Origin of the sequence: Mycobacterium spongiae (genome assembly GCF_018278905.1) — a bacterium.
GTDB classification, from domain to species: Bacteria; Actinomycetota; Actinomycetes; order Mycobacteriales; family Mycobacteriaceae; genus Mycobacterium; species Mycobacterium spongiae.
Genome location: NZ_CP046600.1, coordinates 1,088,812 through 1,111,807, shown reverse-complemented (window position 1 = coordinate 1,111,807; position 22,996 = coordinate 1,088,812). Strand labels below are relative to the sequence as shown.

Here is a 22,996-nt window from a genome sequence, read left to right as displayed (position 1 = left end):
TGCTCTACGCCAGCCGCGATCCGCTGAGCTCCAGGAACCGGCGGTAGCGTTCGCCGGTAGGACCCGTCCAGGCCGGCCGGGGTTCGACGATGCGCTCGGTCGCGGCCCACCCTGCGGCGTCGGCGATCGAGGATTCCAGGCCGGCGGCGATGCGGGCAAGGAACGCGGCTCCCAGGGCAGCCCCTTCGGCCACCCCGGACACCGCTACCGGCCGGCCGGTAGCGTCGGCGATCGCCTGCATCCACGGCTGTACCCTGGTCCCACCCCCGGCCGCCACGATGCGCACCACAGGCGCCGCGCCCAGCTCGATGATGTGGCGCACGACGAAGCCCGACGCCTCGTAGGCGGCCCGCCGCACGGATGCGGCGTCGTGGGTGAGATCCAGGCCGTCGATCACCGCGCGGGTGCCCGAGTCATGAAACGGCGTGCGCTCACCGCGGATATACGGCAGCCACACCGGTACCCGGCGCGGATCGACCCTCTCCAGCTCACCCGCGGCGGGCACCGGCCCGACGAGACGATCCACCCAGTCGAGAAACAACCCGCCGGCGTTGCTGGCGCCTCCGATCTGGCTCTTGCCGCCAGCCGGATGCGGAATGGTCCATAGCCCCGGGACCTGCCGGGCCTCGGAGATGGTTGTCCACACGATCAGCGTGGCGCCACACAACACGAGAACCTCACCAGCGCGGTCGGCGCCTGCCACGATCTGCTCGCACAACGCATCGATAGCGCCGACGGCCAATGCCGCATCCGTGCCGCTCACGTGCCCGACCGCAACCCCGAATCTCTCCACTCTCGGCATCTGGTCAGCCGTCGCACCACAGTCCGCGCATGCCTTCGGGTTCCACGCAGTCCCGTCGTAGAGGGGATTGGCCATGACGGCGGTGGCGAGGTCGATCACCGCTTCGCCGGCCAGTGCGTAGTTTGCCACCGCCGGCGCCGGCCAATACCCGGCCGCATCAGGCGCTTGGGCGGCCGTCCAGCGGAGAAACTCGGCGGTCTCACCCACCGACGGCAGTAGGTGCGGCTGCCCCTCTGGGGCGCCGAGTACCCGTCCCCTGCCATCGCCGTATAACAGCCCCGGGCTGATCGGCTGGCCTGAGGAATCGACGGCAGTCAGCGACGGCACCATGGTGGAGACGGCCACGGCGCGAACGTCGGACTTCCGGGGGTCGGCCAACCGATCAAGGGCCGTCAATGGTCCCTGCCGCCATGCCTCGCTAGCGTCGTGCTCCAGTTGGTCGGCTGCCGGCACCCGCAGCTGGTGCGGAATTCGGACCCGGGCCGTCACCGTGCCGTCTCCGTCAGCGGTCACCGCCTTGACGGACGTGGTTCCGATGTCAATTCCGATTGTGACGGCTTCGCGTGACACGGGCGCCACCGTACGCCAGCATGGGGATTCGTGACGTCTCGACCGCGCGCCCTGGTGACTGCACCCCTACGTGGACCGGGGTTCGCCAAGCTCCGGCTCCTTGCCGACGTGGTGTACGACCCGTGGATCGAGCAGACCCCCCTACGGATCTACAGCGCCGAGCAGCTGGCCGAAAGGATCGCCGCAGAGTCCGCCGATGTCGTTGTGGCGGAGGTCGATTCGATCAGCGGCCCGGTGTTCGAGCTGGGCTTGCGGGTGGTCGCATCCACTCGCGGCGACCCCACGAATGTCGATGTCCCCGGCGCGACCGCGGCCGGTATCCCGGTGCTGAACACCCCGGCCCGCAACGCCGACGCGGTAGCCGAGATGACGGTGGCCCTGCTCTTGGCCGCTACCCGACATCTGGTAGCCGCAGACGCGGATGTTCGCAGCGGCAGCGTATTTCGCGATGACACCATCCCCTATCAGCGGTTCCGCGGCGCGGAGATTGCCGGGCTCACCGCCGGGCTAGTAGGCCTGGGCGCGGTCGGTCGCGCCGTACGCTGGCGGCTGCGTGGGCTGGGCTTGGAAGTCATCTCCCACGACCCGTACCAGGAGCCGTACCAGGGCGAGGCCCGCGACAGCCTCGACGAGCTGCTGCACGAGGCTGACGTCGTCTCGCTACACGCAACCGTCACCGATGACACCGTGGGAATGATCGGCGCCGAGCAATTCGCAGCAATGCGCGACGGCGTCGTCTTCCTCAACACCGCGCGAGCCCAGCTCCACGACAGTGACGCGCTCGTCGATGCGATTCGCTGCGGCAAGGTGGCCGCCGCTGGCCTCGACCACTTTGCCGGCGAATGGCTGCCTACCGACCATCCGTTGGTCAGCCTGTCCAACGTCGTGCTCACCCCGCATATCGGTGGGGCAACGTGGAACACTGAGGTCCGGCAGGCCCACATGGTTGCCGACGACCTGGAGGCGCTGCTGTCCGGCAAGCCGCCCGTCCATATCGTCAACCCGGAGGTGCTGGGTTCGTGAGATTCGTAGACAACCCGGAATCCGCGGTGTTGGCGGCGGCGAAGGATATGTTGCGCCGTGGTCTGGTCGAGGGGACCGCCGGCAACATCTCCGCCCGGCGCTCCGACGGCAACCTCGTCATCACGCCGTCGTCGGTCGACTACGCGGAAATGGTGCTCGACGATCTGGTGCTCGTCGACACCGGCGGCGCCGTGGTGCGGGCCAAAGAAGGCCGGTCCCCCTCCACGGAGATGAAGCTGCACCTGGCCTGCTATCGGGCATACGACGACATCGGCAGCGTGATCCACAGCCATCCCGTGTGGGCGACCATGTTCGCTATCGCGCATGAGCCGATTCCGGCGTGCGTCGACGAGTTCGCGATCTACTGCGGCGGCGACGTGCGGTGCACCGAGTACGCCGCGTCAGGCACACCGGATGTCGGCGCCAACGCGGTCAAGGCCCTCGAAGGCCGCGCCGCCGCGCTGATCGCCAACCACGGGCTGGTGGCCGTGGGACCGCGCCCCGACAAGGTCCTGCACGTCACCGCGCTGGTCGAGCGCACCGCTCAAATCGTCTGGGGTGCACGCGCTCTCGGTGGACCTGTACCCATTCCCGAAGAGGTGAACCGGAACTTCGCCAGCGTTTACAGCTATTTGCGCGCGAACCCAGGGTAGAATCTTGTTAAGCTATCTAATTAATTGCGTATTGACCCCGCTTCCGAAATGGAGCACACCATGACATCCACCCGCTCTAGCCGGCACGACGGAGATACCTGGGACCTGGCGTCCAGCGTCGGCGTGACCGCGACCATGGTTGCGACCGCACGAGCGATAGCGAGCCGCGCGACCAACCCCCTGATCAACGATCCGTTTGCCGAGCCGCTCGTCAAGGCCGTCGGGGTGGATCTGCTTTCCCGACTGGCCAGCGGGGAAACGAGCCCGACCGACCTCGACGACGATCCGGGAAGCTCGCTGGGGGCCATGACGCGAATGGTCGATGGCATGGCCGTCCGTACGAAGTTTTTCGACGAGTTCTTCCTGGATGCGACAAGAGCCGGTATCACCCAGGTCGTGATTCTGGCGTCGGGACTGGATTCCCGGGCATATCGGCTGCCTTGGCCCTCGGGAACCACGGTGTACGAAATCGACCAGCCGCAGGTCACCGATTTCAAGACGCGCACCCTGGCCGAGCTGAATGCGGCTCCCACCGCCAACCGGCGGGTGGTCGCCGTCGATCTTCGTGACGACTGGCCGACCGCACTCACCTCGGCCGGATTCGACCCGTCTCTACCCACCGCGTGGAGCGCCGAGGGCCTGCTCGGTTATCTGCCGCCAGACGCCCAGGACCGCTTGCTGGACAACGTCACCGAGCTCAGCGCGACCGGCAGCCGATTCGCCAGCGAGGGCATGGACAACGTCGATCCCGAACACGAGGATCGGCTCAAGGCGCGCATGAAGACGATCTCCGAGCGTTGGCGCACCTACGGTTTTGATATCGACATGAGCGCGCTGGTGTACTTCGGCGACCGCAACGAGGCCTCGACCTACCTTTCCGAGCATGGTTGGCTGGTCACGAGCAGCACTATGAAGGAGCTTTACGCCGCCAACGGCCTTCCCCCGCTGGAAGACGATGACCTGCCGGCGGCTGAAATGCTCTACGTCAGTGGCACGTTGTACCGCACTCCAAGGCCGCAGGCGGCCGAATGACCCAGACCGAGTCCGTCCGATCCGAGGGCGACAGCTGGGACCCGGCTTCGAGTGTGGGCGCGACCGCAACCATGGTCGCGGCTCAGCGAGCAATGGCGTCCAGGCAGCCCAGCGCATTGCTCGACGACCACCTGGCCGATCCATTAGTTCGGGCTGTGGGCCTAGCCCCATTCGTTCGCATGATGGACGGAGAGACCACCATCGAGGACGACCCATTGGTGAGTCGCCGGTCGCTAAGCGAGCAGATGGCGGCGCGCACCAGATTTTTCGACGACTTCTTCACCGCGTCCGCCGACGCCGGCATCCGCCAGGCGGTGATCCTGGCGTCCGGCCTTGACACCAGGGCCTATCGGCTGAATTGGCCGGCTGGCATGGTCGTCTACGAGATCGACCAGCCCCAGGTCATCGATTTCAAGACACGCACGCTGGCCGGGTTGGGCGCGGCGCCAACCGCCGACCGACGGCCGATCGGCATCGACCTGCGAGACGATTGGCCCGCCGCCCTGCGTCAGCATGGTTTCGACGTCACCCAACCAACCGCGTGGATTGCCGAAGGCCTGCTCGTTTATCTGCCGCCCGATGCCCAAGATCGGTTGTTCGACAACGTTGCCGCGCTGAGCGCAGCGGGTAGCCGACTGGCGACCGATGACTTCGCCGACCCGGCGGGTTTCTCCGGCGAGCGTGCCCAGCAACTCGCTGAGCGCTTCAGCCGCGTCGGCCTCGATCTCAACATGCCCGAGCTGATCTACCACGGTGAGCGCAGCACGGTGATCGACTACCTCGAAACCCACGGATGGAACGTGATCGCCCGGACGTTCCAGGAACTTTACGCGCACAATGGATTTGATGTGCCCGACGATGAAGTTCTGGCTGTCTTCGGCGAGTTGCGCTACGTCACCAGCACTCTCGGGTAGATCCTCGAACAGGTAAGCCATGCCACGCACAAGCGACGACGACTGGGATTTGGCGTCCAGCGTCGGCGCTACCGCGACCATGGTCGCGGCGGGGCGCGCATTGGCGACGAAGGATCCGCGCGGATTGATCGACGATCCGTTCGCCGAGTCGCTGGTGCGCGCGGTCGGCGTGGATTTCTTCACCAAGATGATGGACGGCGAGCTCGATCTGGAGCAGATCGAGAACGTCTCGCCCGCACGACTGCAGGCCATGATCGACGGAATGGCGGTGCGCACCAAGTACTTCGATGACTACTTCATCAACGCGACCGACGCCGGGGTACGGCAAGCGGTGATCCTTGCCTCCGGGTTGGACTCCCGCGCGTATCGGTTGCCGTGGCCGGCCGGCACAGTGGTCTTCGAACTCGACCAGCCGCAGGTGATCGGCTTCAAGACAACCACGTTGGCTGGTATTGGTGCCCAACCCACGGCAGTCCGGCGCACCCTCGGAATCGATCTGCGCGGCGACTGGCCATCAGCGCTGCAAACGGCCGGCCTGGATCCCACCGCACCGACGGCATGGCTGGCCGAAGGCCTCCTGATCTATTTACCGCCAGATGCGCAGGACCGGTTGTTCGACAACATCACCGCCCTGAGCTGTCCGGGCAGCACGATCGCCACCGAATTTGTGCCCGGCATTGTGGATTTCGATACCGACCGGGCACGCGAGTTGTCCAGCTCCTTTCGGGACCACGGCGTGGACATCGATATGGCATCGCTGGTGTACTCAGGCGAACGCAACCATGTCGTCAGTTACCTGCGCGACAAGGGGTGGGACGTCGACGGCGTGTCACGCGCTGAATTGTTCGAGCGCACCGGCTTGACACTTCCCACCCCGGAAGACGACGACCCGCTGGGCGAAATCATCTTTATCAGCGGCGGCCTAACGAGTTGAGCAGCACACTATAGGCGCGACTCCCCCAGCCACAACGCGCTGGCGCCGCTGAACGTCTGCTGCACTTGGTCGATGATCCCGGCAACCGAGCGCGCAAGTAGCGCACCTACCGCTTCCGGCATCGAAGCGGCCGCCGGTTGCGATGACATGCGTGGTCGCACCATGTCCAGCAACGACGAGCCCGGGTAGGTGACGATGCGCACCTCGATGTCCTCGTCCAGCCCGGCGAGCACCTTCGCGCGGCGCACCGCGGTCCGCAAGCCGCCCAGCTCATCGAGCAAGCCGTGCTCTAGGGCGTCAGCCCCAGTCCAGACCCGGCCTCGCGCCACGACATCCACCGCGTCGGTACTCAAGTTGCGGCCCGCGGCAACCCGTTCCACGAAGTCGGAGTAGAACAAGTCCGCCTCCGCCTCTTGATGGGCCTGCTGCTGCGGAGTAAAGGGCTTGTCAATCGACCAGGCATCGGCGTTGGCGTTGGTCCGTACCGTGTCTGACCCCACACCCAAACGGTCCTTCAGATCACGAACCACCAACTTTCCGGTGATCACGCCGATAGAACCGGTGATGGTCGCCGGATTGGCCACGATCGCGTCGGCGCCCATCGAGACGTAGTAGCCACCGGACGCGGCGATCGCACCCATCGACGCAACAACCGGCTTGCCACGTTCCCGCGCTCTTTTTACCTCACGCCAAATGGTCTCGGACGCGGTGACGGAGCCGCCAGGACTGTCCACTCGCAATACGATCGCGGACACCGACGCGTCGGCAGCTACCTCCCGCAGCGCCGCCGCGATGGTGTCACCGCCGGCATTCGACGGACCGAGGGGCAGTAACTGGGGCCCGCCACGTCCGTTGATGATCGGCCCTTCCACTGTGACCACGGCAATAGTCGGCTTGGGCTGGCGACCGGGAATCGACGGCACCGGTGGTGCCAGACGCGGCCGAGCCGCCGCGTATCGCGCCAGATACAGCCGCGGCGGACCCTTTTCATCCGAGTCCACCTCGGCATCATCGGATGTCGGCGAACTATCCTCGGTGTCAACTAGTTCCGCTATGCGGGCATAGGCTTCGTCGCGGAACCCAATCCGGTCGACCAGGCCAGAGGACACCGCATCGTCGCGCAAGAGCGGAGCCCGATCGGCCAACTCGTCAAGCGCGCCGACATCGATCTTGCGCGATTCGGCGACACCCTGCCACACCTGCTCCTGCACGCTTTCGAGCATCCGAGTGACCGCTTCGCGGTGGGCCTCGGTGAAGCCGTCCTCGGTGAACAAATTGGCCGCCGACTTGTATTCACCTCGAGCGACGAACTGTGCTTCGATGCCCGCCTTGTCCAGCGCGTCGCGCAGGAACGTGGCGTTACTGGCGAAGCCGATGAGCCCGACACTTCCCGACGGTTGCATCCAGACCTCAGTGAATGCCGAAGCCAGGTAGTACGAGAGCGTGCCCGGATAGACTTCGGCCCATGCCAGCGAGGGCTTGACCGCACTGAAAGCCGCTATGGCCTCGCGTAGCTCCTGGACCGCGCCCGCCGCTGCCGGCGGGAGCTGCACCCGGGCGATCAGCCCCGCGACCCGAGGGTCCTCGGCAGCACGGTGGATTGCCGCAATAGTGTCGCGCAGCGCCATCGAACGGCCTGCCCCGGTCAGAAACGCAACCGGATCGAACCCTGTCGTCTCTGGCGGCACCGAACGCAGGTTCAGCTCGAGCACGCAGCCGTTCGGGACGCCGTGGTGGCGGGCGGTATCGACCCGATTGACCAAGGCACGCACGTCGTCGACACCGGGTAGGGATGTGAGAAAGGCGAACATGTCTGCAGCGTACAGAAACCCGACTCGCGCGACCGGAAGCCGTCACTGCGGCGGCCAATCGCCGTACCGTGATGATGTGAGGTTCTCGATTGCCATACCCCAACTCGATTCCAACGGCTTCGACACCGCCGAGCTCCGCTCCTATCTGGTGCGCGCCGAGGAACTCGGGTTCGAGGGCGGCTGGGTGCTCGAACAGGTCATCGGCGAGTCACCGCTGTTGGCGCCACTGGAGTTGCTGGCGTATTCGGCGGCCTGCACCCAACGCCTGAGACTGGGGGTGGCCGTCCTGGTCACATCGCTGCATGATCCGCTGCAATTGGCGTCGGCGGCCACCGCCGTCGACCGGCTCAGCCACGGTCGGCTCGACCTGGGCGTGGCGACCGGCGGCGGTACCCGCAAGTTCGCCGCCTTCGGTGTGGAGCCGACCACCCATGTGCGGTATTTCACCGAGGGCCTGGCATTGATGAAGGCGGCCTGGGCCGACGAGGCCACCGTGACGTTCCACGGCCAGTTTCGCGACGTCGACAACCTCCCCATTTCGCCCAAGCCGGTACAACGGCCGCACCCGCCGATCTGGTTCGGGGGCCGGGCACCCAAGGCCCTGGCCAGGGCGGTGCGCCTCGGCGATGCGTTCCTGGGCGCGGGGTCGTCGCCGACGGAGGCCTTCGCCGAGGCCGTCACCATCCTGGGCCGCGAACTGGCCGAACAAAACAAGGACCCAGGGCGCTTTACCATCGGCAAGCGGGTCTACCTGATGATCGACGACGACGCCGACCGGGCTCGCGATCGCGTGCTGGCCGGGCTGGGTCGCATCTATGGCACGAAGCCCGGCCTCGACACCGTTGCTGTGTCGGGCACGCCTGAGACCGTCACTCGCGGGCTGCACGAGGTGATCGAGGCGGGTGCCCAAATGCTGCTACTCAATCCGGTCGGTGCCGACGTCGCGCAGAACCGGGAGCAAATGGAACGCCTTGCCGCAGAGGTGATTCCGCAGCTCACGCGAGCAGACGTCTAGAGCTCGGTGGCCGAACCGCCCGCCGCGGTGATCTTCTCGCGTGCGCTGCCGCTGAACTTGTGGGCGGTCAGGTCCACCTTGACGGCGAGTTTGCCGTCGCCGAGGACCTTGACCAGAGAGTTCTTGCGAACCGCACCTTTGGCTACGAGGTCGTCGACGCCGATGGCACCGCCCTGCGGGAACAACCGATTGATATCGCCGACGTTGACGACCTCGTACTCGGTACGGAACCGGTTGCGAAAGCCTTTGAGTTTGGGCAACCGCATATGGATGGGCATCTGCCCACCTTCAAAGGCCACCGGAACCTGCTTGCGAGCCTTGGTGCCCTTGGTACCACGGCCGGCCGTCTTGCCTTTGGAGCCGTCGCCGCGCCCGACGCGGGTGCGCGGCGTCTTGGAGCCGCGCGCCGGTTGAAGGTTGTGCAGCTTGATGGTCATTTGGCCTTACCTCCGGTCTCGGCAGACTCCACCTCGACAAGGTGAGACACCACCGCGATCAAACCGCGAGTCGCGGCGTTGTCCTCGCGAATCACCGAATGGCGAATCTTTCGCAGGCCCAGCGTTCGCAGGCTCTCACGCTGCTTCCAGCGTGCTCCGATGGTGCTGCGTACCTGGGTGATCCTCAGATCCGCCATGACTATCCCGTTCCCTCTCGCCGTGGATTGGCGGCCAGCGCTTCACTTTCCCGACGCGCCTTCAGCATCCCTGCCGGCGCAACGTCTTCGATGGGCAGGCCGCGACGCGCAGCCACCTCTTCAGGACGCTGGAGCAGCTTGAGGGCGGCGACGGTGGCGTGCACCACGTTGATCGCGTTGTCGCTACCCAGCGACTTAGCCAGGATGTCGCGCACCCCGGCGCATTCCAGGACCGCACGGGCCGCACCACCGGCGATCACACCGGTACCGGGGCTAGCCGGCCGCAACAGCACGACGCCGGCGGCCCTTTCCCCTTGCACGGGGTGCGTAATGGTCCCGCCGATCAGCGGCACCCGGAAGAAGCCTTTGCGGGCTTCCTCGACACCCTTGGCGATCGCGGCCGGAACTTCCTTGGCCTTGCCGTAGCCCACGCCAACCATCCCGTTGCCGTCCCCCACGATGACCAATGCGGTGAAGCTGAATCGCCGACCACCCTTGACCACCTTGGAGACCCGGTTGATGGCGACGACCCGCTCTAGATAGTTGCTCTTGTCGCCGTCGCGATCACGACCGCCGCGGCCACCGCCATCGCGGCGACCCCGGCCGTCCCGATCACCTCGCCCGTCACGGCTGTCGCCGCGGCCGTCGGTAGCGCCTCCAGCCGGTTGCTCCGCCATTATGCGGTCCTCCCGTTCATCAGAACCTCAATCCGTTCTCGCGCGCGGCATCGGCCAGCGCCGCGATCCGTCCTCCGTAGCTGTACCCGCCGCGGTCGAACACCACTGTCTCGATGCCCGCAGCCTTGGCCCGCTCAGCGATCAACTGCCCAACCCGCACGCTGTGGGCCTTCTTGTCACCGTCCAGGCCGCGCACATCGGCCTCGATCGTTGAAGCAGCGGCCAGCGTGGTGCCATTCAGGTCGTTCACGAGTTGCACGTGAAGATGCCGCGCTGACCTGTGGACGACCAGCCGAGGACGCTGGGCGGTGCCGGAGATCTTTTTGCGCAGCCGCGCGTGCCTGCGCAGCCGGGACCGTCTTCGAGTTTCGGATACGTTCTGCGCCGTCGACTTTCGCGAAGCAGTGCCAACCTTTGATTGCGCCATGACTACTTACCTGTCTTTCCGACCTTGCGGCGGATCTGCTCGCCCTCGTAGCGGACGCCCTTGCCCTTGTAAGGGTCGGGGCGGCGCAACCGGCGGATGTTCGCCGAGATCTGGCCGACCTTCTGCTTGTCGATCCCGGAGACGGTGAATTTTGTCGGTGCTTGGACCGCAAAGGTGATGCCCTCAGGGGCTTCAATCACCACCGGGTGGCTATAGCCCAATGCAAACTCCAAATTGGAGCCTTTGAGCTGAACACGGTAGCCAACGCCGAAGATCTCCATCTTGGTCGTGTAGCCCTGCGTCACCCCGGTGACGAGGTTGGACACCAGGGTGCGCGACAGGCCGTGCAGCGCGCGGCTGCGTCGCTCGTCGTCGGGGCGGGTGACCACGATCGCACCGTCGTCGTTGCGCGCCACTGTGATCGGCTCGGCGACGGTCATATCCAGAGTGCCCTTGGGGCCCTTCACCGAAACGGCTTGGCCTTCGATCGTCACATCGACTCCGGCCGGGACCGGAATCGGTTGCTTACCAATACGCGACATAGCTATCTCCTCACCACGCTCTTAGCAGGCTCTCACCAGACGTACGCGAGGACTTCGCCGCCCACGCCCTGTCTGGCTGCCTGTCGGTCGGTGAGCAGACCCGAGGACGTCGAAATGATCGCCACACCGAGGCCGCCGAGCACCCGCGGCAGATTGGTCGATTTGGCATACACCCGCAGTCCCGGTTTCGACACCCGCCGCAAACCGGCGATGCTGCGTTCCCGGCTAGGCCCGTACTTGAGCTGGACGACCAGCGATTTGCCAACCCGAGCATCCTCGGTATGGAAGTCACTGATGTATCCCTCGCTCTTGAGGATCTGGGCGATGTTGGCCTTGAGCTTGGAATGCGGCAAACTCACCTCGTCGTGGTACGCCGAGTTGGCGTTGCGCAGACGGGTCAAGAAGTCTGCGATCGGGTCCGTCATAGTCATTGAGCGCTACTCCTAGGTCCGGTGGCCGTCACCAGCTGCTTTTCTGCACGCCGGGTAGCTCACCCGCATGCGCCATCTCGCGCAGACAGATCCTGCACAGCCCGAACTTGCGGTAAACCGCACGGGGGCGGCCGCACTTGCTGCAGCGGGTGTAGGCGCGCACTGCGAACCTGGGCTTGCGTGCGGCCTTGTTGATCAGTGCCTTCTTCGCCATCTACTCAGTTCTCCTTGAACGGAAAGCCGAGAGCCCGCAACAGCGCTCGGCCTTCGTCGTCGTTCGTCGCCGAGGTGACGACGTTGATGTCCATACCGCGGACCCGGTCGATCTTGTCCACGTCGATCTCGTGGAACACCGCCTGCTCGGCCAGCCCGAAGGTGTAGTTGCCAGTACCGTCGAACTGTTTGGGTGACAACCCGCGAAAGTCACGGATACGCGGCAAGGCAATCGATGTGAGCCGGTCCAGGAACTCCCACATCCGGTCCCCACGCAGAGTCACGCGCGCCCCGACCGGCATGCCCTCGCGAAGCTTGAACTGCGCGATCGACTTCCGGGCCCGGCGAATCTCGGGTTTCTGCCCGGTGATCAGCGCTAGGTCGTTGACCGCCCCGTTGATCAATTTGGCGTCCCGTGCGGCCTCGCCGACCCCCATGTTGACCACGACCTTCGTCACAGTCGGGATCTGCATCACGTTGCCGTAGCCAAACTGCTTGTGCAGCGCATCCCGGATCTCGCTGCGGTAGCGCTCCTTGAGCCGCGGCAGAACCTTTGCGGCGCTCTCAGTAGTAGTCATGCCTTCAGATGTCCTTGCCGTTGCGCTTCGAGACGCGGACCCGCTTGCCGGTCTCCTCGTCAACGCGGTAACCGATTCGGGTGGGCTTGCCGTCGGAGTCGACGACCATCACGTTGGAGACGTGGATCGGCGCTTCCTGGGTAACGATCCCACCCGACTTTGCCCCGCGTTGATTGGTCGAAACCGCGGTGTGCTTCTTGATCCGGTTGACCCCCTCGACCAACACCCGGTTCCGACCGGGATAGGCCTGCAAGACTTTGCCTTTGGCCCCTTTATCTTTCCCCGAGACAACCAGAACGGTGTCGCCTTTGTGGACTTTCATCACAACACCTCCGGGGCCAGCGAAATGATCTTCATGAAGCGCTTCTCCCGCAGCTCGCGGCCGACGGGCCCGAAGATGCGGGTTCCGCGCGGGTCGTTGTCGGGTTTGATGATCACCGCAGCGTTTTCGTCGAACTTGATGTAGCTGCCGTCGGAACGCCTGCGCTCTTTGACGGTGCGCACGACAACGGCCTTGACGACGTCCCCCCTTTTGACGTTGCCACCGGGAATGGCGTCCTTGACGGTAGCCACGATGACGTCACCGATGCCGGCGTAGCGTCGCGAAGAACCGCCGAGCACACGGATGCACAAGATCTCCTTGGCGCCGGTGTTGTCGGCGACCTTCAGCCGCGATTCCTGCTGAATCACTCGATCTCCTGACCTGGTCGACGTGTGCACGGCAGGAGAACAGCTCGCGGAGCTCTCAGCGGGCCTTTACACAGCAAAGTCCGCCAAACCTGACGTGCGCGCTCTTGTTGCCGACGGGCACGCGGGGCCCGAAACGCTGACGCGCACTGGCCGAGGTCTGCCCAAGGCAACCCCTAGAGTCTAGGGGACGACCAGCTCAGAGCCAAATCCCTCGGAGCACCCCAACACAGAGGCCGACGCTCGCTAGTCCGATTCGCGGTACCACGCCACGACATACACCACCATGGCCGCGACCAGCGCTATAAGCACCCAAATCACCACAGCTTGGTCGACCCACGCACCCGCAGGTGGGGAACCCGGGAGGATGTTGCGCAGGGGCACGACAGCGAACAGCATCGCGGCGTACCACGTGCCGAACGGAGGTTGGAATCGTCTCCGACCGGTGAGCATCTGAATGGCCACAAACAGAGCCAACGTCGGCAGCGTGATCAGGACCAGACAGATGCCCAGGTCGAACACCAGGGGACCCCTTGCCCTCTTCAGGGTGACGATGACGTTGTCGGGACGATCAGAGGATTGACTGCTGTCCCCGACCCTTTCGACGCTGATGTCCCAGCCTTCCAGCGAACCCGTAACTTCGACCCGCGCAGGTTTGTATCGGCGGTTCTCGCCCGCTCCGACGAGGACGTCGGCCTGAATGGTGTCGGTGGTGTAGGTGTCAAATGGCCAGTTACGTGGGTCGCCATGCGCCTCGATTGTGGTCGCTACCTGCGCGGGCGATTTTCCTACCGGGTACTGCAGATCACCGAGTTCGTTATCCGGGTAAAAGCGCACCGAGGTGTCGACAGTGAGGACGTCGAGGCGTGGGTCGATCATCGAATCGTCGGGCATGACCAGTACTTTGACGTCCAGGCGATTGGCGATCGTGTGCAACTCCTCGAAGCGCACTAAGACCACGGTGTCGTCGGTGGTGCCCACATCCGGCTTCGGGAGCGGACCCGGTGTGCTGGCCAGCCAGTGATAGCCAAGCAGCGACAAAACGTAGACAACGAAGACGCCCACGATGATGCAAACATCAAGCACGCGATGCTGTCGCCGCGACATGCGCTTGGGTTCCTGGGCGACACTCGCCACCGGGTCCGGCGCCGGCGCCGAATGGTCCGGTGGCGGATTGCTATCAGCCATCGATGGTCACCACCGGATTACCCACTGCCGAAGTCCAGCCTCCGCACTGCGACACGGAGTCAGATGGTATCAACTGGCGGCTGTGGGCCGGGTCGCCCAGGATGACGCCGGCAGCCCCGGCGCGGACACATGATCACTCCACGTACGTCAGAACGGTGGGGGGTCGTTGTTGTTGGTTGGAGTCGGGTCGGTGGAGGTGGCGGATTCGACGAGTTGGGCGGTGCGGGTGTTGCGGGTGCGGGTGTTGCGATTGTGGCGGCGCTCGGTCGCGATGTGGTGGGCGCGGTCGTCGGCGCGGGTGCGGCGGCGGCGGGGCATCCGCGCGGTGCGGCCGGCAGGGTCGTCGGGCGGTGGGTCGGCCTCGGGTGCTGGTAGCGCACCGGTGGCCCGGCACAGGCTGGGAAACAATAATGCGCTGGCGGGGGTGGTGACATAGGTCCGTCCCGCCGGTGACGTCACGATCACGGTCCCGTCGGACAACTGCTGATCACGCCAACCCCAAAAAGTCTTGACGAGGTGATGGGTGCGGCAATAACACTTCAGGTTGGCGGCGTGGGTGGGCCCGCCGTCGGCATACGGGATCGTGTGGTCGAGATCACAATCGGCTGCGGGATGGTCGCAGCCAGGCCAGCGGCAGGTCATATCCCGACACCGCACAAAATCGGCCAATGCCGTCGAGGGCACATACCCCGGCTCGGGCGGGGCATCGCCCGGCGCCACCAAGGCCACCAGCGTCGTTGATCTGGCCAGTTCAGCCACGACGTCGGCGGTGATCAGCCCGTCGACGCCGACCTCGGATGCCGGTGCCGTACCCGTGCCGGTGAGCGTGGCCTGCTCGGCGATCACATGAATCACCACCGGTGTTGCGGCCGGGCGTTTCCCGGCCCCGCAGTCGGCCCGCCCACAGCGACACCCCAGCCGATCGGCCCCAGCGGCCAACACCCCCAAACCATCGGCACGACGCTGCTCGCGGCTGCGCGGATCATGCTCACAGACCGTGGCCGCCAGCGCGGTCAACCGCTGGTCGAGAGCACGCGCATCGGGACGCAACAAGCTGCCATGAATCTCCGACATGCCGTCGTCGCCATCGCCGATCCAGATCTCGCGGTCAGTGTGGCGCTGGGTGCGCCGGCGCACCGCATCCGCGTCGGCGCGGCCCACGATCGTGTCGATCCGGCTGGCCAGCCGACCCTGGGTCATCGACGGCCAGCGGCTCACCGTGACCGCCAACTCGGCATCCACCCCGTCGAGCACCTCACGGTCGGTGATCAGATCGGTGCGATACACGATCGTCTGAAACACCCGATAGTCGATATCACCAGCGGCAAAGACCGCGCCCACCCGCGGCAGCCGCTCGCGCATCGCCCGGGCATACCGCAGCCGGCTGCTGGCCAGCCCCTGACTGATCCGCAGGGCTGCGGCCACCTCCGCGCTCACCGCCGCCATGGTGTCGATCGCCCAGTCTTCGGTGTCCGAACAGCGTGTCAGCCGATAGGCGAACAACTCACCGATCGCCACCAGCTGCGCGGCCGCGCCCCGATTCTCCGCGCGCGCCGCCGCGCAGATCGCATCCACCAACACCCCCGACCGCACGGTCGACGAGGGATAGCACCGCTCCACCAACTCATCACACCGAGACTGCACCTCGTCACACCCGGACGGCACATCTTCGAACATACATTCGATACTGCCACACGCCCCCGACACTGATGCCGCTACAGCGGCCCGGCGCCCCGCGCTAGTTGATGCCCTACTCGACGTCGGCGAAGCAGCGGAACCCGATGTGGGTGGTCGCCGTGTCCTGCGATTGGGGCGAGCGTGCCGCCGGCCGGTAGCGGTGGCAGTACTCCGGCGCGCACAGGTGTGAGCCCCCTTTGAGGGTCTGGCTGATCGTCGGGTCGGCGGAATGCGGGGACTCGGACGGCCCACAACACGGCTTTGGGGGCTGATCGATCCGGTGGTGTGCGGAGAACTTGGTGGTTGTCCACTCCCAGACGTTTCCGGTCATGTCAAACAAGCCGAACTCGTTGGCCGGAAACGTCCCTACCGGCGACGTGCCCACCCAGCCCAGTGCACCATCGTTGCGATACGGGAACCTGCCCTGCCAGGTGTTAGCCATCAGCCGACCTCCGGGCTTCTCCTCGTCCCCCCACGTGTAGGTGGTGGTGGTACCGCCGCGCGCCGCGTACTCCCACTCCGCCTCCGTAGGCAGGCGCCGCCCAACCCATTGCGCGTACGCCAACGCGTCGGGATAGGCCACCTGAACCACCGGGTGATCGGCTTGGTCGAGGCTGTCGCTGCCCGGGCCAAAGGGCCGTCGCCAGCTCGCACCGGGTGCCCAATCCCACCACTGCCGCCAGTCACGCAAGTCGACCGGCCCCTTGGTTGGGCGAAACACCATCGCACCGGGGCATAGATCCTCGGAGGCCACCCCCGGGTAAAGCGCGGGGTCAAGGGGTTGTTCTGCGACTGTCACATAGCCTGTCGCAGAAACGAACTCAGCGAACTGCGCATTAGTCACCGGATGCCGCTCTACTGCAAAGGCAGGCACGGTGACATTATGGCTCGGCGCTTCTTCGGGGTAGAAGTTCGTCGAGCCCATGCGGAACTCTCCGCCGGGCAGCTCAACCAGCTCAGTCGCGTGAAAAGGCAAGTGCAAGCTCGGATTCCACGTCGATGTACGGCCGGCCGGACACGTCGACAGTGACCTGGGCAATAGTGCCGCCGGTGAACGCGAACGGCGCCTTGTAGCGGCTCGACACCGCCGAACCACCGTTGCGACCGATGGTGATGCCGGTACCCGCCAGCCCGAAAGTCGCCGGGTGCGCAACCACATCCTCCAGTGTGCCGACCACGGTGTCGTCGATGAACAATGTGAGATCACCCAGCGGCGTATGGCTGTTGGCCACGGTGCCCGTCCGCGAATAGCTCGCACCGAATGTGTGTCTGCCCAGCGGCACCGCGTCGCTCGAAGAGACCAGCTGTTGGCGCTCACCGAGGAAGTTGTAGACGTAGTGCAGGCGTCCGTCCTGGATGAAGAGCACATGGCCACCATGGGCGCCACCGTGCTTGAACAACACGCCTTCGGCACCGGTGGTATCGACACTCACGTCGGCCAGCACCGCGAACGAGCGGCCACGAATCTCCACGGCGGCACCCATGCCCACGTCGGCACACCCGGGATAGTAGACGTAGCTGGACCTATCGCCGACGAGGGAGGGTCGCGACCGCATCAACGCTTCCATGAGGTTGAGGTCCGACAGCGGCAGCCCGTTGTACTTGGCGGCCTCGGAGTACCACACGGACTTGAGTTCCTCGAGCTTGTCCGGACGCTCGGCGGCCAGGTCGTGGCACTGACTGCGGTCTTCAGCGATGTGGAACAACTCCCAGCGGTCGGCTTCGAAGTGCGACCAGCCTGCTGGTGTCGCGGCATGCAAGGTGTTGGCGAACCAGCCTTGATGCCAGATTCCACGGGTGCCCAGCATGCTGTAAAACTGGGTTTGCTTGCCGACATCGGCGCCCGGATCAGCAAGAGCTGCTTTAAAACTCACGCCTTCCAGCGGCTTTTGCGGAATACCTTTGACGGTCTCCGGCGGTGCCATGTCCAACAGGTCGTAGACGGTCGGAGTGATGTCACAGACGTTGACGTAGTTGTCACGGACCTCGCCGTGGGCCGCAATACCGTTGGGCCACGAGATGATTGCTGTGTCGGCGATGCCGCCTTCATGGGAGGCATAGCGCTTGAACAGCTTGTAAGGCGTGTTGAAAGCCATCGCCCAACCGATGGGGTAGTGGTTGTAAGTCTGCGGGCCTCCGAGGTGATCGAACAACTTCATGCTCTCTTCGACGGTGTCGATATAGCCGTTGAAGAACTTGGCCTCGTTGACCGAGCCGTTGGGCCCGCCCTCCCCGCTAGCGCCGTTGTCCGAGATCACCACGATGATCGTGTTGTCCAGTTGGCCGGATTCGTCGAGGTAGTCCAAGATCCGGCCGATCTGCGCGTCGGTGTAGCTGAGGAAGCCGGCGAACACCTCCGCCATCCGGCTGAATAGCGTCTTCTCTTCGTCGTTGAGCGATTCCCAGGGTCGCACCGTGTCCTGCGGTGGCCACGGTTCGCCCGACGGGCCCTTCACGTCGAGATAGGGGTTGATCGGCGACAGTTCGGTGTCCGGCGGCACGATCCCCATAGCCTTCTGCTGCTCCAGCACGATCTCGCGGTAGCGCTCGTACCCCATGTCGAACTTGCCGGCGTACTTGTCGGCCCATTCTTTGAAGACGTGGTGCGGCGCGTGACCGGCCCCGGGGCATACGTAGCTGAACCAAGGCTTCTCGGGCGCAACCACCTTGGCATCGCGAATGAACTGGATCGTCTTGTCGGCGATGTCCTTCGACAGGTGGTAGCCGTCTTCGGGCGTGCTGGGCGGGTTGACCGGGTGGTTGTCGTAGACCAGGTCGGGATACCACTGGTCGGTCTCGCCACCGATGAAGCCGTAGAAGCGCTCGAAGCCTCGCGAGGTGGGCCAGTTCCGCTTGGTCGAGGCCATGTTGGCCTCCTCCAGCGGTGTCAGATGCCACTTTCCGACGCTGTAGGTGTTGTAGCCGCGCTCGGCAAGCACCTCAGAAATCAGCGCGCTGTCAGCGGGGATGCGACCATGGCAGTTGGGAAACCCATCGGTGATTTCCTCGATGGTGGCCATCCCAACGCTGGTCGCGTTCCGGCCGGTCAGCAACGAAGCCCGGGTCGGCGAGCACAGCGCAGTGGTGTGAAATTGCGACAGCCGCACCCCACGCTCGGCGATCCTCGTCATGGCGGGCATGTCGACCAAGCCGCCGAAACAATCCCAGGTGGCGATGCCGACATCGTCCCAAACCACGTACAGGATGTTCGGCGAGCCCTCCGGCGCGGTAGGCGCTGCGTACGGACCCCAGTCCGGCTCCGAATCGCGAATATCTAGCTCGATCTTGCCGTTGAAGTCACTCGACCCCGCCGACCCACTCCCCATTTGGCCAACCCTCATTCCCATAGTGAACTCACGTATTGAACATCTCGCGCAGACTACGCTCGCCTGCCAGGGTAGCCAGCCAATAGCAGAACCGCCCGAAACTTAGTCAATTTCGGGCGGTTCTGCTCCAGTCGGTATGCGGCCAATGACCTGTTAATGGCCTGACCATTACTTGTATTTGGCCTTACTTTGCCTTCTCTAAGATCTCGACGAGCCGCCAGCGCTTGGTCGCCGACATCGGACGAGTCTCCATCAGCGAGACGCGGTCGCCGATGCCAGCGACGCTGTTCTCGTCGTGTGCCTTGACCTTCTTGGTCGTCCGGATGATCTTGCCGTACAGCGGATGCCGCACGCGGTCTTCCAACTCGACCACGACGGTCTTCTGCATTTTGTCGCTGACAACGTAGCCGATGCGCGTCTTGCGGCGACCCCGCGGGCGCGGCGTGCGCGGAGTGTGCTTAGGCCCCTTCTCTTTCGGCGCAACGTCCTTCGGTGCAGCCGCCTTGGGCGCTGCCTTCTTCGCTGTGGACCGCGAGGACGTTGTCTTCGCCGGGGTCTTAGCCTCTGCCATCACGATTCCTTACCATCGGGACCATCGGGACCATCGGGACCAGCAGCCAGGCCCAACTCTCGCTCGCGCAGCACGGTATAGACGCGCGCGATTTCCTGCCGCACCGTGCGGAGTCGGCGATTGTTACTGAGCTGGCCGGTCGCCATCTGGAAGCGCAGATTGAACAGCTCTTCCTTGGACTCGCGCAACCGCTCGGTCAGCTCGTCGTCGGTGAGCTCGCGCAGTTCACCAGGGGAAATTCCCACTGCCATCAGAACTGCTCCTCTCGGGTCACGATGCGTGCCTTAACCGGCAACTTGTGGATCGCTCGAGTCAGCGCGGCCCGAGCAACCCCTTCATTCGGGTAACTGAGTTCGAACAGCACTCGGCCCGGTTTGACGTTGACGACCCACCACTCCGGCGAGCCCTTACCCGAACCCATCCGAGTCTCAGCGGGCTTCTTGGTCAGCGGGCGGTCGGGAAAAATGTTGATCCACACCTTGCCGCCACGTTTGATATGCCGGTTGATGGCGATACGCGCGGACTCGATCTGCCGGTTGGTGACATAAGCGTGCTCCAAGGCCTGGATGCCATAGTCGCCAAAGTTGACGGTCGTACCGCCGCTGGCGATACCACGCTGCCTGGGATGGTGCTGCTTGCGGTGCTTAACCTTGCGGGGAATCAACATGATTCAGCTCTCCGTGCTCTGTTCTTCAGGGGCCGGGGCCGCGCTGTCTGCCGCCGCCGTCGGGGCAGTCTCCTCACCACCTGTGGCCCGCCCGGCGTCGGTGCCGGTCGCCGTGGTCCCCGACGCACCGCTTCGCCGTGGCCGCGCGCCCGACGACCGCTCGCGGCGCGGACGATCCGAGCCGGCCGGTGCGGCGGCGGCCAGTTCACGTTTGCCACCGACGATGTCGCCCTTATAAATCCACACCTTCACACCGATCCGCCCGAAGGTGGTCTTGGCCTCATAGAGTCCGTAGTCAATGTCCGCGCGCAAGGTGTGCAACGGGACACGGCCCTCGCGGTAGAACTCCGAGCGGCTCATCTCCGCGCCGCCGAGGCGGCCCGAGCACTGCACCCGGATGCCCTTGACATTGGGCTGACGCATCGCCGACTGGATAGCCTTCCGCATCGCACGGCGGAACGCCACCCGGTTGCTCAACTGCTCGGCGACCCCCTGGGCCACCAATTGCGCTTGCGACTCTGGGTTTTTGACTTCGAGGATGTTGAGCTGGACCTGCTTGCCGGTCAGCTTCTCCAGATCGGCGCGGATCCGGTCTGCCTCAGTACCACGACGCCCAATGACGATGCCAGGACGCGCGGTGTGGATGTCGACCCTAACGCGGTCGCGGGTGCGCTCGATCTCGACATCGGCGATGCCCGCCCGCTCCAGCCCGCTCGACAGTAGTCGACGGATTGAGACGTCCTCTTTAACGTAATCGGCGTATTGCTTGTCGGCGTACCACCGCGATTTCCAGTCGGTGGTGATGCCCAGCCGGAAGCCGTGCGGATTGATCTTCTGGCCCACTAGTCTGAGCCTCCCTTCGCTTCAGAAGTCTCAGAAGTCTTCCTCGTGGTCTCTGATTTGGCTGCAGATTTGGCAGCCGCCTTCTTGGCGGGCGCCTTCGCCGTCGTCGTCTTCTTCGCGGGTGCTTTGTTAGCCGGGGCCTTCTTCGCCGCAGACTTCTTCGCAGGTGCTTTCGCAGCGGCCTTGCTGCCCTCGGCACGGCGCGCCCTCGACGACTTCGCCGATCGTTCATCCTTGGCCGGCCGGCTCTCCACCACGACCGTGATGTGGCTGGTTCGCCGGCGGATCCTAAACGCCCGCCCCTGGGCGCGCGGGCGGATCCGCTTGGCGGTCGGACCTTCGTTTGCGTAGACGGTCGCCACCACCAGGGTGGCCGGGTCCAGCCCGCTGTTGTTCTGCGCGTTGGCCGCCGCACTTGCGATCACCTTGGCCACCGGCTCACTGGCGGCCTGAGGCGCCCAGCGCAGAATGTCGAGCGCGTCGGACACCGACCTGCCACGCACCAAGTCGATGACTCGACGTGCTTTCCTCGGCGACACCCGCACAAACCGTGCCTTGGCGACCGCTGACGGATATTCGGTAGTAGTGCTCATCGCCGTTTGGCCTTCCGGTCGTCCTTGATGTGGCCCTTGAACGTGCGCGTTGGCGCAAACTCACCAAGTTTGTGACCCACCATCGACTCGGTGACGAACACCGGGACATGCTTGCGGCCGTCGTGAACAGCAAAGGTGTGACCAATGAAGTCCGGAATGATGGTCGAACGCCGCGACCAGGTCTTGATCACCTGCTTGGTGTTCTTTTCGTTCTGTACGTCGACCTTCTTGAGAAGATGGTCGTCGACGAACGGGCCCTTCTTCAGGCTGCGTGGCATGTCCTACTCCTAAATCCGATTGCCCGGCTCCTCCTCATCGCTGCGCTCTGCATCGTCACCGGCCTAACGCGAGTGCTTCTTGCCGGTGCGTCGGCGTCGGACGATGAGCTTGTTGCTGGCCTTGTTCGGGTGGCGGGTGCGCCCCTCGAGCTTGCCCCACGGGCTGACCGGGTGGCGGCCACCGGAGCTCTTGCCCTCACCACCACCGTGCGGGTGATCGACAGGGTTCATGACAACACCACGAACCGACGGCCGCTTGCCCTTCCATCGCATGCGACCGGCCTTGCCCCAGTTGATGTTTGCCTGCTCGGCGTTGCCCACCTCACCGACCGTCGCGCGGCAGCGGACGTCGACCCGGCGGATCTCCCCGCTCGGCATACGTAGCGATGCGTAACTGCCCTCCTTGCCGAGCAACTGGATGCTCGAGCCCGCCGAGCGGGCGAGCTTCGCGCCACCACCGGGTCGCAGCTCGACGGCGTGGATCAAGGTACCGGCAGGGATGTTGCGTAGCGGGAGATTGTTGCCAGGCTTGATATCGGCGTTGGCACCCGATTCCACTATGTCGCCCTGCGAGAGCCCGTTCGGCGCAATGATGTAGCGCTTCTCACCGTCGAGGTAGTGCAGCAACGCAATCAGCGCGGTGCGGTTCGGGTCATACTCGATATGTGCGACCTTGGCATTCACGCCATCTTTGTCGTTGCGACGAAAGTCGATCACCCGGTAGGCGCGCTTGTGGCCACCGCCCTTGTGGCGGGTGGTGATCCGGCCGTGCGCGTTTCGCCCACCGTGGCCGTGCAACGGCCGCACCAACGACTTCTCGGGAGTCGACCGGGTTACCTCGGCGAAGTCGGACACGCTGGCGCCGCGACGACCGGGAGTCGTCGGCTTGTACTTGCGAATTGCCATGTCT

Annotated in this window: 29 protein-coding genes; 6 read left to right on the top strand and 23 right to left on the bottom strand. The window is 64.8% G+C overall.

Translation table 11 applies throughout. From position 1 onward, the window contains the following. Positions 1-4 precede the first annotated feature (4 nt). Positions 5-1,372, bottom strand: a complete 1,368-nt coding sequence (locus F6B93_RS04495) for a xylulokinase (RefSeq protein ID WP_211697986.1) — start codon at positions 1,370-1,372, stop codon at positions 5-7. Between the two features lie 30 nt (positions 1,373-1,402). Between F6B93_RS04495 and F6B93_RS04490 the strand changes: the two genes are divergently transcribed. The 5 genes from F6B93_RS04490 to F6B93_RS04470 are packed head-to-tail and all read left to right on the top strand — an operon-like array spanning position 1,403 to position 5,928. Beyond that, positions 1,403-2,395, top strand: coding sequence for an NAD(P)-dependent oxidoreductase (locus tag F6B93_RS04490; RefSeq protein WP_211697984.1), 993 nt, complete (start codon positions 1,403-1,405; stop codon positions 2,393-2,395). Continuing rightward, positions 2,392-3,048 (top strand): L-fuculose-phosphate aldolase, encoded by a 657-nt coding sequence (locus tag F6B93_RS04485; protein WP_211697981.1) that lies wholly within the window; start codon positions 2,392-2,394, stop codon positions 3,046-3,048. Before F6B93_RS04490 ends, F6B93_RS04485 begins: the two co-directional genes overlap by 4 nt. A gap of 60 nt (positions 3,049-3,108) precedes the next feature. Further along, complete coding sequence (locus F6B93_RS04480) at positions 3,109-4,080, top strand: class I SAM-dependent methyltransferase (RefSeq protein ID WP_211697979.1); 972 nt, start codon at positions 3,109-3,111, stop codon at positions 4,078-4,080. Continuing rightward, positions 4,077-4,994, top strand: coding sequence for a class I SAM-dependent methyltransferase (locus F6B93_RS04475; protein ID WP_211697977.1), 918 nt, complete (start codon positions 4,077-4,079; stop codon positions 4,992-4,994). The genes F6B93_RS04480 and F6B93_RS04475 overlap by 4 nt, the downstream gene beginning before the upstream one ends. A gap of 19 nt (positions 4,995-5,013) precedes the next feature. Continuing rightward, positions 5,014-5,928: a class I SAM-dependent methyltransferase gene (locus tag F6B93_RS04470; RefSeq protein ID WP_211697975.1), complete on the top strand. Its 915-nt coding sequence runs from the start codon at positions 5,014-5,016 to the stop codon at positions 5,926-5,928. An 8-nt stretch (positions 5,929-5,936) separates the two neighbouring features. Here F6B93_RS04470 and sppA read toward each other — a convergent pair whose 3' ends face one another. After that, the gene (sppA, locus tag F6B93_RS04465) at positions 5,937-7,739 is read right to left on the bottom strand and encodes a signal peptide peptidase SppA (protein WP_211697972.1); all 1,803 of its coding nucleotides are present in this window, start codon (positions 7,737-7,739) and stop codon (positions 5,937-5,939) included. Between the two features lie 76 nt (positions 7,740-7,815). Here sppA and F6B93_RS04460 point away from each other — a divergent pair, with 76 nt between their 5' ends. Then, positions 7,816-8,754, top strand: a complete 939-nt coding sequence (locus F6B93_RS04460; RefSeq protein WP_211697970.1) for an LLM class flavin-dependent oxidoreductase — start codon at positions 7,816-7,818, stop codon at positions 8,752-8,754. Here F6B93_RS04460 and rplO read toward each other — a convergent pair. The 21 genes from rplO to rplB form a co-directional block, all read right to left on the bottom strand. Next, complete coding sequence (rplO, locus tag F6B93_RS04455) at positions 8,751-9,191, bottom strand: 50S ribosomal protein L15 (protein ID WP_211697968.1); 441 nt, start codon at positions 9,189-9,191, stop codon at positions 8,751-8,753. The genes F6B93_RS04460 and rplO overlap by 4 nt on opposite strands. Further along, entirely contained in the window at positions 9,188-9,388 is a 201-nt protein-coding gene (gene rpmD, locus F6B93_RS04450; protein WP_211697966.1) for a 50S ribosomal protein L30, read from the bottom strand. The genes rplO and rpmD overlap by 4 nt, the downstream gene beginning before the upstream one ends. 2 nt (positions 9,389-9,390) lie before the next feature. After that, positions 9,391-10,065 (bottom strand): 30S ribosomal protein S5, encoded by a 675-nt coding sequence (rpsE, locus tag F6B93_RS04445; protein WP_211697964.1) that lies wholly within the window; start codon positions 10,063-10,065, stop codon positions 9,391-9,393. 19 nt (positions 10,066-10,084) lie between these two features. After that, on the bottom strand, positions 10,085-10,492 hold the full coding sequence (gene rplR, locus F6B93_RS04440; RefSeq protein ID WP_211697962.1) for a 50S ribosomal protein L18: 408 nt from the start codon (positions 10,490-10,492) through the stop codon (positions 10,085-10,087). A 2-nt stretch (positions 10,493-10,494) separates the two neighbouring features. Beyond that, positions 10,495-11,034 (bottom strand): 50S ribosomal protein L6, encoded by a 540-nt coding sequence (gene rplF / locus F6B93_RS04435; protein WP_211697960.1) that lies wholly within the window; start codon positions 11,032-11,034, stop codon positions 10,495-10,497. A 32-nt stretch (positions 11,035-11,066) separates the two neighbouring features. Beyond that, entirely contained in the window at positions 11,067-11,465 is a 399-nt protein-coding gene (rpsH, locus tag F6B93_RS04430) for a 30S ribosomal protein S8 (RefSeq protein WP_211697958.1), read from the bottom strand. Between the two features lie 28 nt (positions 11,466-11,493). Beyond that, complete coding sequence (locus F6B93_RS04425) at positions 11,494-11,679, bottom strand: type Z 30S ribosomal protein S14 (protein WP_211697956.1); 186 nt, start codon at positions 11,677-11,679, stop codon at positions 11,494-11,496. Between the two features lie 4 nt (positions 11,680-11,683). Further along, complete coding sequence (gene rplE, locus F6B93_RS04420; protein WP_211697954.1) at positions 11,684-12,256, bottom strand: 50S ribosomal protein L5; 573 nt, start codon at positions 12,254-12,256, stop codon at positions 11,684-11,686. Positions 12,257-12,260: 4 nt separating this feature from the next. Continuing rightward, positions 12,261-12,578: a 50S ribosomal protein L24 gene (gene rplX / locus F6B93_RS04415; protein ID WP_211697951.1), complete on the bottom strand. Its 318-nt coding sequence runs from the start codon at positions 12,576-12,578 to the stop codon at positions 12,261-12,263. Beyond that, positions 12,578-12,946, bottom strand: coding sequence for a 50S ribosomal protein L14 (gene rplN, locus F6B93_RS04410; protein ID WP_085233453.1), 369 nt, complete (start codon positions 12,944-12,946; stop codon positions 12,578-12,580). Before rplN ends, rplX begins: the two co-directional genes overlap by 1 nt. Before the next feature lie 243 nt (positions 12,947-13,189). Beyond that, a complete protein-coding gene (locus F6B93_RS04405) occupies positions 13,190-14,131 on the bottom strand; it encodes a DUF4436 domain-containing protein (RefSeq protein ID WP_211697948.1) in 942 nt (313 codons plus the stop codon). A gap of 147 nt (positions 14,132-14,278) precedes the next feature. Next, positions 14,279-15,808 carry an HNH endonuclease signature motif containing protein gene (locus F6B93_RS04400; protein WP_211697947.1) on the bottom strand — a complete coding sequence of 510 codons (1,530 nt, stop codon included), beginning with the start codon at positions 15,806-15,808 and terminating at the stop codon, positions 14,279-14,281. 73 nt (positions 15,809-15,881) lie between these two features. Then, positions 15,882-16,733, bottom strand: a complete 852-nt coding sequence (locus F6B93_RS04395; RefSeq protein ID WP_211699264.1) for a formylglycine-generating enzyme family protein — start codon at positions 16,731-16,733, stop codon at positions 15,882-15,884. Between the two features lie 31 nt (positions 16,734-16,764). Beyond that, positions 16,765-19,134 (bottom strand): arylsulfatase, encoded by a 2,370-nt coding sequence (locus F6B93_RS04390; protein WP_211697946.1) that lies wholly within the window; start codon positions 19,132-19,134, stop codon positions 16,765-16,767. Between the two features lie 184 nt (positions 19,135-19,318). Then, positions 19,319-19,708, bottom strand: a complete 390-nt coding sequence (gene rpsQ, locus F6B93_RS04385) for a 30S ribosomal protein S17 (RefSeq protein ID WP_211697943.1) — start codon at positions 19,706-19,708, stop codon at positions 19,319-19,321. After that, a complete protein-coding gene (gene rpmC / locus F6B93_RS04380) occupies positions 19,705-19,956 on the bottom strand; it encodes a 50S ribosomal protein L29 (protein ID WP_211697929.1) in 252 nt (83 codons plus the stop codon). The genes rpsQ and rpmC overlap by 4 nt, the downstream gene beginning before the upstream one ends. Further along, positions 19,956-20,372: a 50S ribosomal protein L16 gene (rplP, locus tag F6B93_RS04375; RefSeq protein ID WP_211697927.1), complete on the bottom strand. Its 417-nt coding sequence runs from the start codon at positions 20,370-20,372 to the stop codon at positions 19,956-19,958. The genes rpmC and rplP overlap by 1 nt, the downstream gene beginning before the upstream one ends. 3 nt (positions 20,373-20,375) lie before the next feature. Then, entirely contained in the window at positions 20,376-21,215 is an 840-nt protein-coding gene (gene rpsC, locus F6B93_RS04370) for a 30S ribosomal protein S3 (protein ID WP_211697926.1), read from the bottom strand. Further along, positions 21,215-21,808 (bottom strand): 50S ribosomal protein L22, encoded by a 594-nt coding sequence (gene rplV / locus F6B93_RS04365; RefSeq protein WP_211697924.1) that lies wholly within the window; start codon positions 21,806-21,808, stop codon positions 21,215-21,217. The genes rpsC and rplV overlap by 1 nt, the downstream gene beginning before the upstream one ends. Then, entirely contained in the window at positions 21,805-22,086 is a 282-nt protein-coding gene (rpsS, locus tag F6B93_RS04360) for a 30S ribosomal protein S19 (RefSeq protein ID WP_006245110.1), read from the bottom strand. The genes rplV and rpsS overlap by 4 nt, the downstream gene beginning before the upstream one ends. A gap of 63 nt (positions 22,087-22,149) precedes the next feature. Beyond that, the gene (gene rplB / locus F6B93_RS04355) at positions 22,150-22,992 is read right to left on the bottom strand and encodes a 50S ribosomal protein L2 (protein ID WP_211697919.1); all 843 of its coding nucleotides are present in this window, start codon (positions 22,990-22,992) and stop codon (positions 22,150-22,152) included. Positions 22,993-22,996: the final 4 nt, after the last annotated feature.